Here is a 15,145-nt window from a genome sequence, read left to right on the forward strand (position 1 = left end):
ATCAGACATGACCATCGAGAGTTTCGAGATCCCGTCCTCGGTGACGACGCCGGAGGGCGCGGAGGGCTGGGAGCGGATGTACCCCGCGTACATGCGCTTCTCGCCCGAGAACCGTGATGACGAAGACGCCACCCTGTGGTTCTGGGATTCCATGCATCACATGGAGGCGCTTCCGCCGTTCGACATGATCAGCCACGAGGCATGGGGGGTCGGCCTCGGCGAGTTCAACTCGCGCATCTTCCCGGTGCCGCCCGCATACGGGATCGACCAGCGCATCCTCAACGGCTACCTGTACATCCGCCCCGTCGCGGTGGGCGACGTCGAATGGATCGGTGAGCGGGCGCGGCTGTTCGCAGAGCGAGCCACCTACTACTACGAGAACTGGGACGACCTGTTCGAGAAGTGGAAGGAGAAGATGGAGGCGCTCATCCGCGAGGTCGAGGCGCTCGAGATCCCCGAGCTCCCGCGGCTCGAGGACGAGAAGATCGTCACCGGCGCCACGGGCGTCAGCAGCGGGCATGTCCTCATCGGCGCGTACGACAAGCTGATCGAGAGCATCTTCCTCGCCTACCAGTACCACTTCGAGATGCTGAACCTCGCGTACGCCGCGTACCTCAACCTCCTCAGCTTCTGCAAGGAGTCCTTCCCGGGCATCAAGGACGAGACGATCGTCCAGATGGTCGCGGGCAACGAGATCCTGTTCTTCCGTCCGGACGACGAGATCAAGGCCCTCGCCCGTCTCGCGATCGAGCTCGGCATCCACGAGGAGCTCACCGACGGCGCCGACGACCCGCGGGCCACGATCGCGCGGCTCGCGGGGACGCCCGAGGGCGACCGGTGGATCGAGCGGCTCGAAGCGGCCAAGGAACCGTGGTTCAACTTCTCCGGCGGCACGGGTCTTTACCACCACGAGCGCTCGTGGGTAGACGACCTCACGGTCCCGTGGGTCGCGCTCACCGGGTACATCGGGAAGCTCCTCGCAGGCGAGAGCATCGACCGCCCCACCCACGAGATCCTCGCCCGCCGCGACCGGGTCACGAGCGAGTACCGCAATCTGCTGCCCAACGACGAGGAACGCGTCATCTTCGACCAGAACGTCGACCTCGCGAGACTCGTCGATCCGTATGTCGAGGACCACAACTTCTACATCGAGAACTGGTTCCACACGATCTTCTGGAACAAGATGCGCGACGTCGGCGACCGACTGGTGACCGGCGGGTTCATCGAGGACCGCGAGGACGTGTTCATGCTGAACCGCTGGGAGGTCGGCCAGGCACTCTTCGAGATGGTGTTCGGCTGGGCGACCGGCGCGCGCAAGCGCCACACCCCGTGGAAGGCCGAGATCTCGGACCGCAAGCGGATCCTCGCCGCCCTGCGGGGCTGGACTCCGCCGCCCGCGCTCGGCCCGATCCCCGATGAGATCTCGGAGCCGTTCACGGTGCTGCTGTGGGGCATCACGACCGACCGGATCAAGGTCTGGCTGGGCGACGGCGACGACGACCCCGATGCGCTGCGGGGCGTGCCGGCGTCGCCGGGCGTGCGAGAGGGCACCGCACGCGTGATCCGCGACGCGAGCCAGCTGAGCGAGGTCGTTCAGGACGAGATCCTGGTCTGCCCGATCACCGCGCCCGCGTGGGGCGCGATCTTCGGCAAGATCCAGGCCGCCGTCTCCGACATCGGCGGCATCATGAGCCACGCGGCGATCGTGAGCCGCGAGTACGGCCTGCCCGCGGTCGTCGGGACGGGCAACGGCACCACGAAGATCAAGACGGGAGACCGGATCCGCGTCGACGGGGACACGGGACTGGTGACCATCCTGGAGCGCGCGTAGCGCTTGGGTCGGTCTGAGAGGAGAAGACATGAGCGAGCAGATCATCTGGTTGACCCCCTCCACCCCGCCCGACCCGGCAGTGCTGGGCGGCAAGGGGGTCGGCCTCGTCCGGCTGATCGGATTGGAGGCGCCCGTGCCCTCGGCCTTCGTGGTGACGACGGGCGCGTACCTCGACCACATCCGCCGGACGGGGCTGGACGAGCGGATCGTGGCGATCTCGAGCGGGGCGGAGTCGGTCGACGAACAGGCGCGGGCCTCGCAGGAGATCGAAGAGCTCTTCCTCTCGACCCCTCTCTCCCCCGAGCTCGCCGACAGCCTCCGCGAGGCATACGGGCGGTACGACGGCGCACCGGTCGCCGTGCGCTCGAGCGCGACGGCGGAGGACACCGCGGAGGCGTCGTTCGCGGGCCAACAGGAGAGCTACCTGTGGGTCCGCGGCGGCGACTCCGTGGTCGAGCACGTCGCGAAGGTGTGGGCGAGCCTCTTCACGCCGCAGGCCATCGCCTACCGCGTGAAGAACGGCGTCGACGTCCGCGAGGTCTCGATGGCGGTCGTCGTCCAGGAGATGGTCGAGTCGAGCGTCGCGGGCGTCATGCTCACGCTGAACCCGACCACGGGCGACGCGTCGGAGATCTACGTCGAGGCGACCTACGGGCTCGGGCTCGGCCTGGTCTCGGGCGAGGTCACGCCGGACAGCTTCGGCGTCGACCGTGTGACCCTCGGCTTCCGGACGAAGGCCGTGGGATCGAAGGAGAAGGCGTACCAACTCGACTCGGAGGCCGACGAGGTCGTCCTCCGGATCGTCTCGGACGAGGATCGAGCGGTCGCGTGCGTGACCGACGACGAGGCGCTCGCGATCGCCCGGATGGGCAAGTCGGTCGACGAGCGGCTCGGGTCTCGGCAGGACATCGAGTGGGCTCTCGGTCCCGGCGAACCCGGCGCGCGGGAGCTGTTCCTGCTGCAGACTCGTCCCGAGACGGTGTGGAGCAATCGTGTCGCCACCAAGCGCACGCGCGGTGCAACGCCCGTCGACCGCATCCTGTCGATGATGCAGACGCCGATGCGCCTGCACGACTGATCCTGCTCGCGCCGGCCGGGCTCACTCCGCCGAGCCCGGCTGGCCCGGTGCGCCCAGCTGTCGTGACAGCGCGCGGGCCGCCACGGCGACGGCGGGTCCCATCTTGGTGAGGTCCGTGGAGGACAGATGCACCGATACCGACAGGGCTGCGACGGCGCGGCCGTTCGCGTCGAGCACCGGAGAGGCGGCGCACCCGACATCCGCGACCGACTCCTCCCGCTCGTATGCCAGTCGGTTCATCCGGATCGTGTGGAGCTCGCTGCGCAGGACTTCCGGGTCGGTGATGGTGCGCGGACCGAGCGCCGCGAGAGGGGGATCCCCCAGGCGATCGAGTTCCTCCAGCGGCCTGAACGCGAGCAGCACCTTCCCGACACCGGTCGCGTGCGCCGGAAGTCGACCGCCGATGCGGGAGGGCAGCGGCGGTGTGAGCTTGCTGCGGATCCGGTGGACGTAGACGACCTCGGTGCCCTCCAAGACCGCAAGGTGCACGGTCTGCTTCGTGGCCGACATGAGCTCGTACATGTAGGGCGCTGCGACGCGCCTCAGATCCGTCGTCCGGCTTGCCTGCTGGCCGAGCTCGAACAGCCGGATCCCGAGGCGGAAGTGGTCCCCGTCGCGCTCGAGGATGCTCTCGTCGACCAGGTCGCGTGCGATCCGCGAGACCGACGCCTTCGGGATGCCGGTGCGGCGGCTGATCTCCGACACCGTGAATTCGCTCTCCTCGCGCAGGTAGAGCTGCAGGATCGTGGACACGCGGCTGATCATCGACGGCATCGTCGCGTCTCGCTCAATGGAACGCATGCGCAGAGTGTCGAGGCCCTGTCGATTCATCGTCAACCCCCCTATCCGATTTGCGAACCCGAGGAGACCTCATGACCCCCAGCGCCCCCGCCCGCCGTGGCTGGATCATCGATGTGGACGGCTGCCTCGTGCGTGCTGCCCGCTACGGCGGCGACGGCGGACAGCCGATCGCGGGCTCCGCCGAGTTCATCGCGCTGCTCGATCGCGTCGGCGAGCCGTACGTCGTCTGCACGAACGCGTCCGGCAACCCGGCGAACACGTACGCGGCAGGTCTGCGAGCCGAGGGCATCCCGGTCGACGACGCGCACTTCGAGACGGCGGGCAGCATGACCGCCGATCTCATCGCCCGACGGCATCCCGGGGAGACCGTCGCCGTCGTCGGCAGCCTCGCGTTCGCCGACACCGTCCGGTCATACGGCGTCGAAGTCGCCGTGGGCGAGCGTGCGAGGTCCGCGAGTGTCGTCGCCGTAGGCGACGCGGTCGAGTTCCGAACGGCCGACCTCGACGCGGCGGCGCTCGCGGTCGACGCCGGAGCAGCCTTCTACAGCACGGTCGGCCAGCGCTGGTTCCATGGCGGGATGCAGAAGGGCATCACGAGCTCGGCATTGATCGCGGCCGGCATCGCCTGGACGACGGGGGTGCAGCCGGAGGTCACCGGAAAACCCTCCCGCGAACTCGGGCTCGCGCTCGCCGCGCGGATGGGAGTGGCTCCAGAGGACGTCGTCGTCGTCGGCGACGCGCTCGCCGAGGTCGAGCTCGCGCGCGCGATCGGCGGGACGTCGTGCCTTGTGCTGACGGGCGGCGTCGACCGTGCGACCGCCGACGCCCTGCCGGCGGAGCGCCGCCCCGACGCCGTCTTCGAGGACATCGGCGGAGTCCTCGCGCGTACGCGGGCGGAACTCGGCGACGTGTAGCCGGCCCGTAACGTCACCGCTGGCGTATCCCATGCGCCGGAGGAGATACTGAACGGTGGGATCGTCGAAGGAGACGACGTGGGACCCGACCCGCTGCAATATCACGTCCTCGCCAGCGCCGACGAAGACGAGCTTCGTGATGCCGGGAGCCGGATGTTCTCCCCGCACCGGCTGAGGCTCGGGGCGGGGGAGGCGCGCCTCGGGGCCGTCGATCTCGACGAGCTCCTCATCGGTCGCCTCCGCTACGGCTCCGACGCCGTGGTCGCGACGGATCCTATCCACTACTACTCCGTGCAGCTTCCGATCACAGGGCGCGGCGGCGCGCGCGTCCTCGACGAGGCGGTCACGATGCGGCGCGGGCAGGGACTCGTGCTCAATCCCGGGGATGCCGTGGCCTTCGAGCTCGACCGCGACCTGGATCGCATCGCGCTGAAGATCCCGGAGGCGGTGATCACCCGGCACCTTGCGATCCTGCTCGGGTATCCGGTCGGCGGTCCCCCGCGGTTCCGGCGGTCCTCGGAGTCCCCCCGTTCCCCCTGGGTGTCCGCGCTCTACCTCCTCGCGCGCGAGGTCGATCCGTTCGGCACGCACCCGGTGCCCCGACCGCTCGCCGGCCGGGTCGTGGATGCCTTCCTCACGAGCCTGCTTCTCAGCCAGACGCACGACTGGTCGGCGCGGCTGCACGACGCGCCGCTCTCGGAGCGCAGCGCGGTGACATCCGTGGTCGACCGAATCGAGGCGGACCCGCAACTGCCCTGGTCACTCGCCACCCTGGCCGCGGAGGCGGGCGTCGGCGGGCGGTCGCTCCAGATCGCCTTCCGGCGCGAGCTCGGGGTATCCCCGATGCGGTACCTCCGCGACGTGCGTCTGCGCAGGTGCTATGCGGCGCTGCGCGACCCCGCCTTCGCGGGCATCTCGGTCTCCGATGTGGCGGCGGCGAACGGGTTCACCCATCTCGGGCGCTTCGCGCAGGTGTTCCGCGAAATGTACGGGCTGCTGCCGTCGGAGGTGCGCCCCTCCGTGCGGTAGCCGGAGGCGGCGGTCGAGACCGGGGCTGTCTCGGTGAGCGGATCGCCTCCTTGGCGGATTCGGCGGCGGACGCGACAGTGGCATCACCCGACAGCGAGGTCGCACCATGACAGCCCCACTCCTCTCCGACACCGCCGAACGTCTCCTGGCCGCGCGACGTGATCGTCGACCGATCGCCCCGCTGGGTCTCGACAGCATCGACGCGGCGTACGGGGTCCAGCTGGAGCAGGTCGAGGTGTGGCGGGCGGCGGGCGGCCGCATCGCCGGCTACAAGGTGGGGCTCACGTCCGCGGCGATCCAGCGCCAGCTCGGCGTCCACAGCCCCGACTTCGGTCATCTCCTCGAGGACGACTTCGTGCTCAGTGGCGCGCCGATCTCGGCGGACCGCTTCATCCAGCCGCGCGTCGAACCCGAGATCGCCTTCATCCTGGGGCGCGATCTCGCCGGACCCGGGGTGACCGCCGCGGACGCCGTGCGCGCGATCGACGCCGCCGTCGCCTCCCTCGAGATCATCGACTCCCGCATCGCCGACTGGAAGATCTCCCTCACCGACACGATCGCCGACAACGCCTCCGCCGGGGGCGTCGTGCTCGGCAGCACGCCCCGTTCGCTGGACGGCGTCGATCTCCGCCTGACCGGAGCCGTCCTGCGGCGGAACGGCCGGATCGCGCACACGGGAGCGGGGGCAGCCGTGCTCGGATCGCCGATCTCGGCACTGGTCTGGCTCGTCAACACGCTCGGCGCCCTCGGCACGACCATTCCGGCCGGATCGGTCGTGCTTCCCGGCGCGGTCACCGCCGCCGTCTCCGCGGCTCCCGGCGACATCATCACCGCTGAATTCGCCGGGCTCGGCTCCGTCACGGCGCGGTTCGCCGGCTGAACCGAAAGGACACATGTGGATACGGGGACGCGGCGACCGCGGGTCGCCATCGTCGGTCCGGGCAACATCGGGACCGACCTGCTCATCAAACTCATCCGCCGCGACGTCTTCGACGTGCGCTACATGGTCGGTGTCGACCCCGAATCCGACGGTTTGGCGCGCGCGCGACGACTCGGTCTCGAAGCGTCGGCGGGCGGTGTCGACTGGCTTCTCGCGCGGCCTGAGCTGCCGGACATCGTCTTCGAGGCGACCGCCGCCGGGCCGCATCTTGCCAACGCGCCGCGCTACGCCGAGGCGGGAATCACCGCGATCGACCTGACGCCCGCCGCGGTCGGGCCGTTCGTGTGCCCGGCGGTGAATCTCGACGTGCACCGCGACGCCGACAACATCAACATGATCACGTGCGGTGGCCAGGCGACCATTCCGATCGTGCACGCGATCAGCCGGGTCACGCCCGTTTCCTACGCCGAGATCGTCGCGTCGATCTCGTCGCGCTCCGCCGGTCCCGGCACGCGCGCCAACATCGACGAGTTCACCGCCACGACCGCGCGGGCGATCGAGCAGATCGGCGGCGCACAGCGCGGAAAGGCCATCATCATCCTCAACCCCGTCGATCCGCCGCTGGTCATGCGCGACACGGTGTTCGCCGCCATCGGCGGGGATGCCGACCGCGATGCGATCACCGCCTCGATCCACGACGCCGTGGCCGCCGTACAGGAGTACGTGCCCGGCTACCGGCTGAAGGCCGACCCGCAGTTCGACGACCCGCATGAGCGTTGGCACGGCGATGGCCGCGTCGCCGTGTTCCTCGAGGTGGCCGGCAACGGCGACTACCTGCCGCCGTGGGCGGGCAACCTCGACATCATGACCGCCGCCGCGAACCGCGCGGCCGAGCTCCTGATCGGGGAGCCCGAGACCGGTCCGGCGCACCCGCACGGGATGGAGGCCCCGGCGTGAACGCATCGCCTCGCGTCCGGATCACGGACACCACGCTCCGCGACGGTTCGCACGCCGTCGCCCACCGGTTCACCGTCGAGCAGGTCACGGCGGTGGCCGCCGCGCTCGACGCCGCCGGCGTCGATGTCATCGAGGTGACGCACGGCGACGGACTCTCCGGCTCCTCGTTCAACTACGGCTTCAGTGCCGTGCCCGAGCTCGAGCTCATCGCCGCCGCCGCCGGCTCGGTGAAGCGGGCGCGGATCGCCGCGCTGCTCCTGCCCGGGGTCGCGACCGTGGAGGACCTGCGGGAGGCGGTCGCAGCGGGCGCCACGTACGTGCGGATCGCGACCCACTCGACCGAGGCCGACGTCAGCATCCAGCACTTCGGGGCGGCGCGCGAGCTCGGTCTGCAGACGGCCGGGTTCCTCATGCTCTCGCATCGGACGCCACCCGGCGAGCTCGCGCGACAGGCGCGCATCATGGCGGATGCCGGATGCCAGTGCGTCTACGTCGTCGACTCCGCCGGCGCGCTGCTGCCCGACGGCGTGCGCGACCGGGTCGCCGCGCTCGTAGACGAGCTCGGCACGGACGTCGAAGTGGGCTTCCACGGACACATGAATCTGGGCCTCGGCGTCGCCAACTCGCTCGCGGCCTACGAGGCGGGAGCGCGCCGCATCGACGGCACGCTGCGGGCGCTCGGTGCCGGTGCCGGCAACACCCCGACGGAGGTCCTGGTAGCGGCCTTCGACGCTGCGGGCGTGCCCACCGGCGTCGACCTCCCCTCGATCCTCGCGGCCGCGGAGGACGTCGCCGCTCCGCTCATCCCGACCGTGCCGAGGATCGACCGCGACGCGATCGTTCAGGGCCGGTACGGCGTCTACAACTCGTTCCTCCTGCATGCGCAACTCGCGGCGCAGCGCTACGGCGTCCCGTCCCACGAGATCCTCCGCCGTGTCGGGGAGGCCGGTTACGTGGGCGGTCAGGAGGACATGATCATCGACGTCGCGATCGAACTCGCGGCCGAGGTCGGCTCTCCCGATGCGAACGATCCCGACGCGATCGGAGTGACACGATGAGCATCCAGGACATCTCCTCCGCGGTCGCCGCACTCCGGCGCGCGGAGGCGACGCGGACGGCCCGCGGCCGTCTCACCCGAGAGTGGGAGGGTCTCGACCTCGACACGGCCTACAGGGTGCAGGACGCCCTCGTGGAGGAGCGTGTCGCCGCCGGCGAAACCGTCGTCGGCATCAAGCTCGGTCTGACCAGCCGTGCCAAGCAGGAGCGGATGGGGATCTCCTCCCCGCTGACCGCAGTGCTCACCGACGCATACATCCTCCCGGCCGATGTCCCGGTGCCCCTCGACCGGCTCATCCAGCCGCGGGCCGAACCCGAGCTCGTCTTCGTCATGGGACAGCCGCTCCGCGGTCCCGGGGTGACGGCCGCCACGGCGCTTGCCGCCGTGGACCGGGTCTACGGCGGGTTCGAGATCATCGACAGCCGGTACGTCGATTACGACTTCGCGCTCCCGGACGTCGTCGCCGACAACGCGTCATCCGCCTTCTTCGTGGTCGGCGGCGTCGGCCGGCGACCCGATGAGCTCGATCTCGCGCTCGAAGCCGTCGTCCTCTCGGTGGGCGGCGACGTCGTCGACACCGCCACGGGCGCGGCCGTGCAGGGGCACCCGGCCGAGGCGCTCGCGCTCGCAGCGAACGCGCTGGGCGCGCGCGGGCAGGAGATCCCGGCGGGCGCAATCGTGCTCACGGGGGGTCTCACCGACGCCATCGCGCTCACGCCGGGCTCATCTCTCGCGGCGGAGTTCACACACCTCGGCACTGTCCATCTGAGCGTCGAGCGGTAGCACCGCCGCGCCGTATCCATCCGCCACACCGCATTCGAAGGAGAACGCCTGATGAACGCTTCAGCGCACGACTTCCCGGAGCCGATCTTCGACGTCGCCGACCTGTCGACGTTCGAGCTCTTCTCTCCGGTCGTCGACGAGACCGTCTGGTTCTTCACGAACCTGCTCGGCATGATCGAGACCGCCCGCTCGGGCGACTCCGTTTTCCTGCGCGGCTACGAGGATCCGTACGCGCACTCCCTGAAGATCACCCATCGCGAGAAGCCGGGGATGGGGTACGCGGGCTGGCGGGCCACGTCGCCGCAGGCCCTCGAACGCCGGGTGGAGGCCATCGACCGGTGCGGGCTCGGGCGGGGCTGGGTGGAGGGCGAGGTCGGCGTCGGGCCCGCGTACGAGTTCACGACGCCCGATGGATCGGTGCAGCGCATCAACTGGGAGGTCGAGTACTACCGTCCTGAGAAGGACCAGCGCAGCGTCGTGCTGAACCGCGTGCAGCGCCGCCCGCTCTCCGGCGTCCCGGTGAGGGCACTCGACCACGTCAATCTGCTGTCGCTGGATGTGACCGCGAATAAGCGCTTCTTCGCCGAGCAGCTCGGGTTCAAGCTGAGCGAGCACATCGTCCTCGGCGACGACGTGGAGGCCGGTGCGTGGCTGCGCAGCATGACGCGATCCCACGACGTGGCGCTCGTGAAGGATGCCGGAGGGGGCGGCCGCCTGCACCACGTCGCCTTCCTCTACGGCAACACGCAGCACCTCATCGATGCGTGCGACGTGCTCACCGACCACGGGATCGAGTTCGAGGCCGGTCCCGCCGCGCACGCGATCAGCCAGGCGCAGTTCATCTATGTGTTCGAACCCGGCGGCAACCGCATCGAGCTCGTCGGCACGCCGGGATACCAGGTCACCGACCCGTCGTGGGAGCCGGTGCGCTGGGCTCAGGACACGATCGACGACGCGATCATCTGGTACGGCTCGCCCCTGCCCGCCGAATTCGACACCTACGGCACGCCCCACTCCGGGCCGACCGCGTACCGCACCCCGAATCGCTACGTCGCCGCGGAGGCCGGCATGATTCTCCGCGCCGATTCGTCCACCCGAGGCTGAGGATCAGAGGTTGCCATGCCGTTCGTGCAGATATCCATCGCCGAAGGACGCGATCCCGACCAGATCCGTGCGCTCATCGGCGGCGTCACCGACGCCGTTGCCGAGTCCCTATCGGCGCCCGTCGAGAGCATCCGCGTGATCGTCACCGAGGTGCCGTTGACGCACTGGGGCTCCGGGTCCGCCACCCTCGCCGAGAAGCGCGGCGCGCCGCCGCCGCCGGCGACCGGCTGACGGCGCCCGGGTCAGGATCCGGCCGTCACGAGAAGACGATCGTCCTTGGGGGATGCCGCGTCATCCGCCCGTCATCAGCATGCGGAGCATGAGCCGTGACCTGCTGATCGGCACCCTCGTCGACTCCGCGCCCGCGACGACTGCCCGCGTCCTGGCGCCGAGGCTGAACCGCCACACGTTCTGGTGCGGGGAGAGCGGCTCGGGCAAGACGTACGCGCTCGGCGTGCTGCTGGAGCAGGTGCTGCTGCACACGCGGCTGCCCCTGGTCGTGCTCGATCCGACGCACCGCCGCGGCCGCCGCCGCGCGCCACAATGGCATCCTGCGATAGGGCTTGTCGATCAACAGGTAGCCACCACTGCCGCACACCGCGCCGTGATCGGCGTGAAACCCTTTCCTCAGGCCGCAGTACGACCGACCGTTCCGTACGTGGCTAGCATTCGTCCATGGGCGAATCCTCTTCGTTCGTGCCGCCGAAACCCTCTGTGCAGCCCGACGTTCGCGTTCGTGGCGCCCGCGAACACAATCTGCAGGATGTCGACCTCATGGTGCCGCGCGATGCAACGGTCGTCTTCACCGGTGTGTCCGGCTCGGGAAAGTCCTCGCTGGCGTTCGGGACGCTGTACGCCGAGTCGCAGCGACGCTATCTGGAATCGGTCGCACCGTACGCCCGCCGCCTGATCGATCAGGCGGGAGTGCCCGATGTCGACTCGATCACGGGGATGCCGCCGGCGGTCGCCCTGCAGCAGCAGCGCGGTGCCGGCAACGCCCGATCGACCGTTGGCAGCATCACCACGTTGTCGAGCTTGATACGAATGCTGTACTCGCGGGCAGGGGACTACCCGGATGGGCAGCCGATGTTGTATGCGGAGGACTTCTCCGCGAACACGGTCCAAGGGGCCTGCCCGGAATGCCACGGCATCGGCCGCGTGTACGCGGTGAACGAGGAGCAGATGGTCCCTGACCCCTCGCTCACCATCCGTGAACGCGCCATCGCTTCCTGGCCGACCGCGTGGCACGGCCATCAGCTGCGCGACGTGCTGGTTGCGCTCGGTTACGACGTCGATGTGCCGTGGCGGGACCTGCCGAAGAAAGACCGGGACTGGATCCTGTATACCGATGAGACTCCCTTCGTTCCGGTCCACTCCCGGCTCACGCTCTCTGAGTCCAAAGCAGCGATTGAAGCAGGCGTGGAACCGAGCTACTCGGGCACATTCGTCGGAGCTCGCCGGTACATTCTGGACACGTTCGCGAACACGAAGAGTGCCTCGATGAAACGGCGCGTCGCGCAGTTCCTCACCGCTGCGATCTGCCCGGCCTGCGGTGGCAAGCGGCTGAAGCCCGAGGCGCTGTCTGTCACGTTCGAAGGTTTCGACATCGCCGAATTCTCCCAACTGCCGTTCCGGGAACTTGCCACGATCCTCTCGGGAGTCGTCGCACGCTTGGAGGACCACGAGGCCGCCTCTTCCGACGCTGCCTCTCCGCGTGCCGCGGGGGATGAGCAGGTCGCTGCTGGCAAGGCTCCCCTCGCCCCCTCGCCCGATGTGCGATCCACCGCACGCCGAGCGCCGGAGAAGCGTGCTGCTGCGGTCCAGCTCGCTTCAGGGGTGCTGCAGCGGCTTCGTCCACTGGTCGATCTGGGACTGGGCTACTTGTCGTTGAGCCGGACGACGCCAACGCTGTCGGGCGGCGAGCTCCAGCGACTCCGGCTCGCGACGCAACTCAGCTCCGATCTTTTCGGGGTCGTCTACGTCCTCGACGAACCATCGGCGGGTCTGCATCCGCAGGACGTGGCGGCGCTCCTCGAGATCCTGGATGGACTCAAGGGGCGAGGGAACAGCCTGTTCATTGTCGAACACTCCGTGGCTGTGATGCGGCATGCGGACTGGCTGGTCGACATCGGCCCCGGCGCCGGTGAACACGGTGGCCGCGTGCTCTACAGCGGCACGCCCGGCGGGCTCGCCGATATCGAGGAGTCCGTGACACGCGGATACCTCTTCGGCGGCCGCGGTCTCCCTCTTCGCACACCCCGTGAGGCACGCAGTTGGCTGCGCCTGGAGAACGTGACGCGGAACAACCTGCACGACCTCACGGTCGATATCCCGCTAGGTGTCTTCACCGCGGTCACAGGCGTGTCCGGGTCCGGCAAGTCGAGCTTGGTCAGCCAGGCGCTTCCGTCGCTGCTTGGCGATCGCCTTGGCCGGGCCGTCCGGGCCGATGACGAGCCGGTCAGCGACGAGTCCCTCCTCGCGGATGCGCCGGAGCGTCTCGATGGGCGCGTCGCCGGGCCCGTCACCGGTGTACAGCGGCTCGTCACCATCGACCAGCGGCCCATCGGCCGGACCCCGCGGTCGAACGTCGCCACCTACACCGGGCTGTTCGATCACGTACGTCGTCGATTTGCAGACACCCCGGAAGCTCGTCTCCGCGGGTACAAGCCTGGCCGATTCTCCTTCAACGTCGCCGGCGGACGCTGCCCGACCTGCGAGGGCGACGGATCGGTGATGGTCGAGCTCCTCTTCCTGCCTTCCGTGTACACCGAATGCCCCGACTGCCACGGCACCCGATACAAGGCATCAACGCTCGAGGTCACGTGGCGGGGGCGCTCGATCGCTGACGTGTTGTCGATGAGCGTCGAGGAGGCGAACCTGTTCTTCGTGGGCGATGAGGAGATCACTCGATCGCTGGCAGCTTTGTCAGACGTGGGACTCGATTACCTCCGGTTGGGTCAACCGGCGACCGAGCTTTCCGGGGGTGAAGCGCAGCGTGTCAAGCTCGCGACCGAGCTGCAGCGTGCGCAGCGCGGAGACACGCTGTACGTCTTGGACGAGCCGACCTCCGGGCTCCACTGCGCCGACACGGATCGTCTGGTCGCGCATCTGCAGACGCTGGTCGATGCAGGCAACACGGTCGTCGCGGCGGAGCTGGACATGCGCGTTATCGCGGTGGCCGATCACGTGATCGATCTTGGACCCGGCGCGGGCGACGCCGGCGGGACCGTGGTCGCAGCTGGTACGCCGGCCCACGTCGCGGATGAGGGCGTCGGTGCTTCCGCGGGCTACCTCGCCGCCGCACTGCAGGCAGCCACCAACGTCACCCCATCGTGACGAGCGTGCCGCTGTGCGATATGAGAATCGGACAGCGGCACGCTCGGGGTCACCCCCCGCGATTGGGAGACACGCCCTAGCTCTGGGCCTCGCCGAGGCGCGCTTCGGGCGTGAGCTCGGCGCGGAGACCACCGCCGGTCGCAGCCCGGGCAAGAGCGCGACCCAGCGCAGGTGCCTGCTTGAACAAATTGTGACCGGCCACAAAAAGGACGGAGCCTGCCTCCCACACGGCCACGCCGTCCTCACTCCACGGGAGGTCGGTCACCCAGCAGTGAAGGAAGTCGCGCGGCTCTGGGTGGAGACCGGGCAGCGCCCGTGTGACGTATTCGCGTGCGCGTTCGTCCAGCGATCGAATCGCCGCCGGGTCGATGAAAGTTCCGTCATCGCGGACGCCAACGGTGTCGCTGAGTCCGACCGAATAGCTGCTGTTGCCCGGTAGCGGCGTCGCGTAGACGCCGACTTCGCCGAAGACGCCGCTGCTGTCCTGCAGGCACGCGACTCGTGCCGGGGCGGCGGCTTTCACGTCGAAGGTCAGCCTGACGTGTGCGGCAAGGCGAACCGGCAGCGACAGGCCGACGCTGCGTGCCAGGCGGGCGGTCTCGCGGCCGGCGCACACGACCACCTTGGAGTAGACAGCCCGGTCGGTGACGCTGCGCACCTCGACCGTCCCGTCGGCGCGGGGATCGATGGAGATGACCTCACCGGTGGTGACCGCATCTGCGAGGGCACCCGTGAGTGCCGTGATTGCGGCGCGGGTGCGGATCGCTCCGCCCGACTCGTCGAGCACCGCTGGCCCCGAGTACCCAGCGAGCAGCGGCATCCGCTGGGCGACCTCGGCCGCGTCGATCTCGTGCGCTTCCACGCCGCCGACCTGGTCGAGCACCCGCAGCCGCGCCAGGGCGCTGTCTCCGATCGCCAGGACACCGTCTGATGAGACCAGCTCGACGTCGAAGTGTTCGGCCCACTCATCCCATACGCCGCGGCTTTCGCGCGCGAAAGCGACGAGTCGCGGGTCGTCGTGGGCATGCCGGAAGATCCGCGACTCGCCTGCGGACTGACCCGACCCGGGCAGACCAGCCTCATATAAGCGCACCGGCACGCCCTGCTCCCGCAGCGCGTACGCCGTCGACAGACCGACGATCCCGCCTCCGATCACTGCTACCTCGGGTGAATGCGTCGTGACAACGCCGTCGCCAGTTCCTGTCATCGCGGTTCCCCGATCTGTTGGTGATTAGCGATAGGCCGCAAGAGAAGGGGCCGCTGCCACGAGGTCAGCGGGCTGTGTAAGCCCGAAGTCACCGCGCGCAGCGACCCCTCCCTTTTTTGGGCCAGTACTCCCGGTCTGTGGTGTCAGGCGGGGAGTTTGCAGCCCAGG

The 15,145-nt window shown here is 69.2% G+C and carries 14 protein-coding genes; 12 read left to right on the top strand and 2 right to left on the bottom strand.

All coding sequences use genetic code 11. The features are described from left to right. The first annotated feature begins 7 nt into the window (after positions 1–7). Together MA875_RS02155 and MA875_RS02160 are read left to right on the top strand one after the other, a co-directional pair. Positions 8–1,831, top strand: coding sequence for a PEP-utilizing enzyme (locus MA875_RS02155; RefSeq protein ID WP_248239967.1), 1,824 nt, complete (start codon positions 8–10; stop codon positions 1,829–1,831). 28 nt (positions 1,832–1,859) lie between these two features. After that, entirely contained in the window at positions 1,860–2,909 is a 1,050-nt protein-coding gene (locus MA875_RS02160; RefSeq protein ID WP_248239969.1) for a PEP/pyruvate-binding domain-containing protein, read from the top strand. Between the two features lie 21 nt (positions 2,910–2,930). Here the strand turns inward: MA875_RS02160 and MA875_RS02165 are convergent, their stop codons facing one another. Then, positions 2,931–3,710, bottom strand: coding sequence for an IclR family transcriptional regulator (locus tag MA875_RS02165; protein ID WP_248239971.1), 780 nt, complete (start codon positions 3,708–3,710; stop codon positions 2,931–2,933). A 71-nt stretch (positions 3,711–3,781) separates the two neighbouring features. Here MA875_RS02165 and MA875_RS02170 point away from each other — a divergent pair, with 71 nt between their 5' ends. The 10 genes from MA875_RS02170 to MA875_RS02215 all read left to right on the top strand — a co-directional run bounded on the left by MA875_RS02170 (position 3,782) and on the right by MA875_RS02215 (position 13,770). Next, positions 3,782–4,624, top strand: a complete 843-nt coding sequence (locus tag MA875_RS02170; RefSeq protein WP_248239972.1) for an HAD-IIA family hydrolase — start codon at positions 3,782–3,784, stop codon at positions 4,622–4,624. 78 nt (positions 4,625–4,702) lie between these two features. Beyond that, entirely contained in the window at positions 4,703–5,653 is a 951-nt protein-coding gene (locus MA875_RS02175) for an AraC family transcriptional regulator (RefSeq protein ID WP_248239974.1), read from the top strand. Positions 5,654–5,759: 106 nt separating this feature from the next. Further along, positions 5,760–6,533 (top strand): 2-keto-4-pentenoate hydratase, encoded by a 774-nt coding sequence (locus MA875_RS02180; RefSeq protein WP_248239976.1) that lies wholly within the window; start codon positions 5,760–5,762, stop codon positions 6,531–6,533. Positions 6,534–6,548: 15 nt separating this feature from the next. Then, positions 6,549–7,490, top strand: coding sequence for an acetaldehyde dehydrogenase (acetylating) (locus tag MA875_RS02185; protein WP_248239978.1), 942 nt, complete (start codon positions 6,549–6,551; stop codon positions 7,488–7,490). Next, positions 7,487–8,548 carry a 4-hydroxy-2-oxovalerate aldolase gene (dmpG, locus tag MA875_RS02190; RefSeq protein WP_248239979.1) on the top strand — a complete coding sequence of 354 codons (1,062 nt, stop codon included), beginning with the start codon at positions 7,487–7,489 and terminating at the stop codon, positions 8,546–8,548. Before MA875_RS02185 ends, dmpG begins: the two co-directional genes overlap by 4 nt. Next, positions 8,545–9,330, top strand: a complete 786-nt coding sequence (locus MA875_RS02195; RefSeq protein ID WP_248239981.1) for a 2-keto-4-pentenoate hydratase — start codon at positions 8,545–8,547, stop codon at positions 9,328–9,330. Before dmpG ends, MA875_RS02195 begins: the two co-directional genes overlap by 4 nt. 51 nt (positions 9,331–9,381) lie before the next feature. Continuing rightward, complete coding sequence (locus MA875_RS02200) at positions 9,382–10,434, top strand: VOC family protein (protein ID WP_248239984.1); 1,053 nt, start codon at positions 9,382–9,384, stop codon at positions 10,432–10,434. A 15-nt stretch (positions 10,435–10,449) separates the two neighbouring features. After that, positions 10,450–10,665 (top strand): tautomerase family protein, encoded by a 216-nt coding sequence (locus tag MA875_RS02205; RefSeq protein ID WP_248239986.1) that lies wholly within the window; start codon positions 10,450–10,452, stop codon positions 10,663–10,665. An 88-nt stretch (positions 10,666–10,753) separates the two neighbouring features. Further along, entirely contained in the window at positions 10,754–11,344 is a 591-nt protein-coding gene (locus MA875_RS02210) for a helicase HerA domain-containing protein (protein WP_248239988.1), read from the top strand. 41 nt (positions 11,345–11,385) lie between these two features. After that, positions 11,386–13,770, top strand: coding sequence for an excinuclease ABC subunit UvrA (locus MA875_RS02215; protein WP_248240117.1), 2,385 nt, complete (start codon positions 11,386–11,388; stop codon positions 13,768–13,770). 76 nt (positions 13,771–13,846) lie between these two features. Here the strand turns inward: MA875_RS02215 and MA875_RS02220 are convergent, their stop codons facing one another. Further along, entirely contained in the window at positions 13,847–14,977 is a 1,131-nt protein-coding gene (locus MA875_RS02220) for an NAD(P)/FAD-dependent oxidoreductase (RefSeq protein WP_248239990.1), read from the bottom strand. Between the last annotated feature and the right edge of the window lie 168 nt (positions 14,978–15,145).

Origin of the sequence: Microbacterium kunmingense (assembly GCF_023155745.1) — a bacterium.
In the GTDB taxonomy this organism is placed as follows: domain Bacteria; phylum Actinomycetota; class Actinomycetes; order Actinomycetales; family Microbacteriaceae; genus Microbacterium; species Microbacterium kunmingense.

What these genes read in the sequence shown, in the direction of transcription:
- MA875_RS02155 (WP_248239967.1), top strand. Translation starts at nt 8, where the DNA reads ATGACCATCGAGAGTTTCGAGATCCCGTCCTCGGTGACGACGCCGGAG.
- MA875_RS02160 (WP_248239969.1), top strand. Translation starts at nt 1,860, where the DNA reads ATGAGCGAGCAGATCATCTGGTTGACCCCCTCCACCCCGCCCGACCCG.
- MA875_RS02165 (WP_248239971.1), bottom strand. Translation starts at nt 3,710, where the DNA reads ATGCGTTCCATTGAGCGAGACGCGACGATGCCGTCGATGATCAGCCGC.
- MA875_RS02170 (WP_248239972.1), top strand. Translation starts at nt 3,782, where the DNA reads ATGACCCCCAGCGCCCCCGCCCGCCGTGGCTGGATCATCGATGTGGAC.
- MA875_RS02180 (WP_248239976.1), top strand. Translation starts at nt 5,760, where the DNA reads ATGACAGCCCCACTCCTCTCCGACACCGCCGAACGTCTCCTGGCCGCG.
- MA875_RS02195 (WP_248239981.1), top strand. Translation starts at nt 8,545, where the DNA reads ATGAGCATCCAGGACATCTCCTCCGCGGTCGCCGCACTCCGGCGCGCG.
- MA875_RS02200 (WP_248239984.1), top strand. Translation starts at nt 9,382, where the DNA reads ATGAACGCTTCAGCGCACGACTTCCCGGAGCCGATCTTCGACGTCGCC.
- MA875_RS02205 (WP_248239986.1), top strand. Translation starts at nt 10,450, where the DNA reads ATGCCGTTCGTGCAGATATCCATCGCCGAAGGACGCGATCCCGACCAG.
- MA875_RS02210 (WP_248239988.1), top strand. Translation starts at nt 10,754, where the DNA reads ATGAGCCGTGACCTGCTGATCGGCACCCTCGTCGACTCCGCGCCCGCG.
- MA875_RS02215 (WP_248240117.1), top strand. Translation starts at nt 11,386, where the DNA reads ATGCCGCCGGCGGTCGCCCTGCAGCAGCAGCGCGGTGCCGGCAACGCC.
- MA875_RS02220 (WP_248239990.1), bottom strand. Translation starts at nt 14,977, where the DNA reads ATGACAGGAACTGGCGACGGCGTTGTCACGACGCATTCACCCGAGGTA.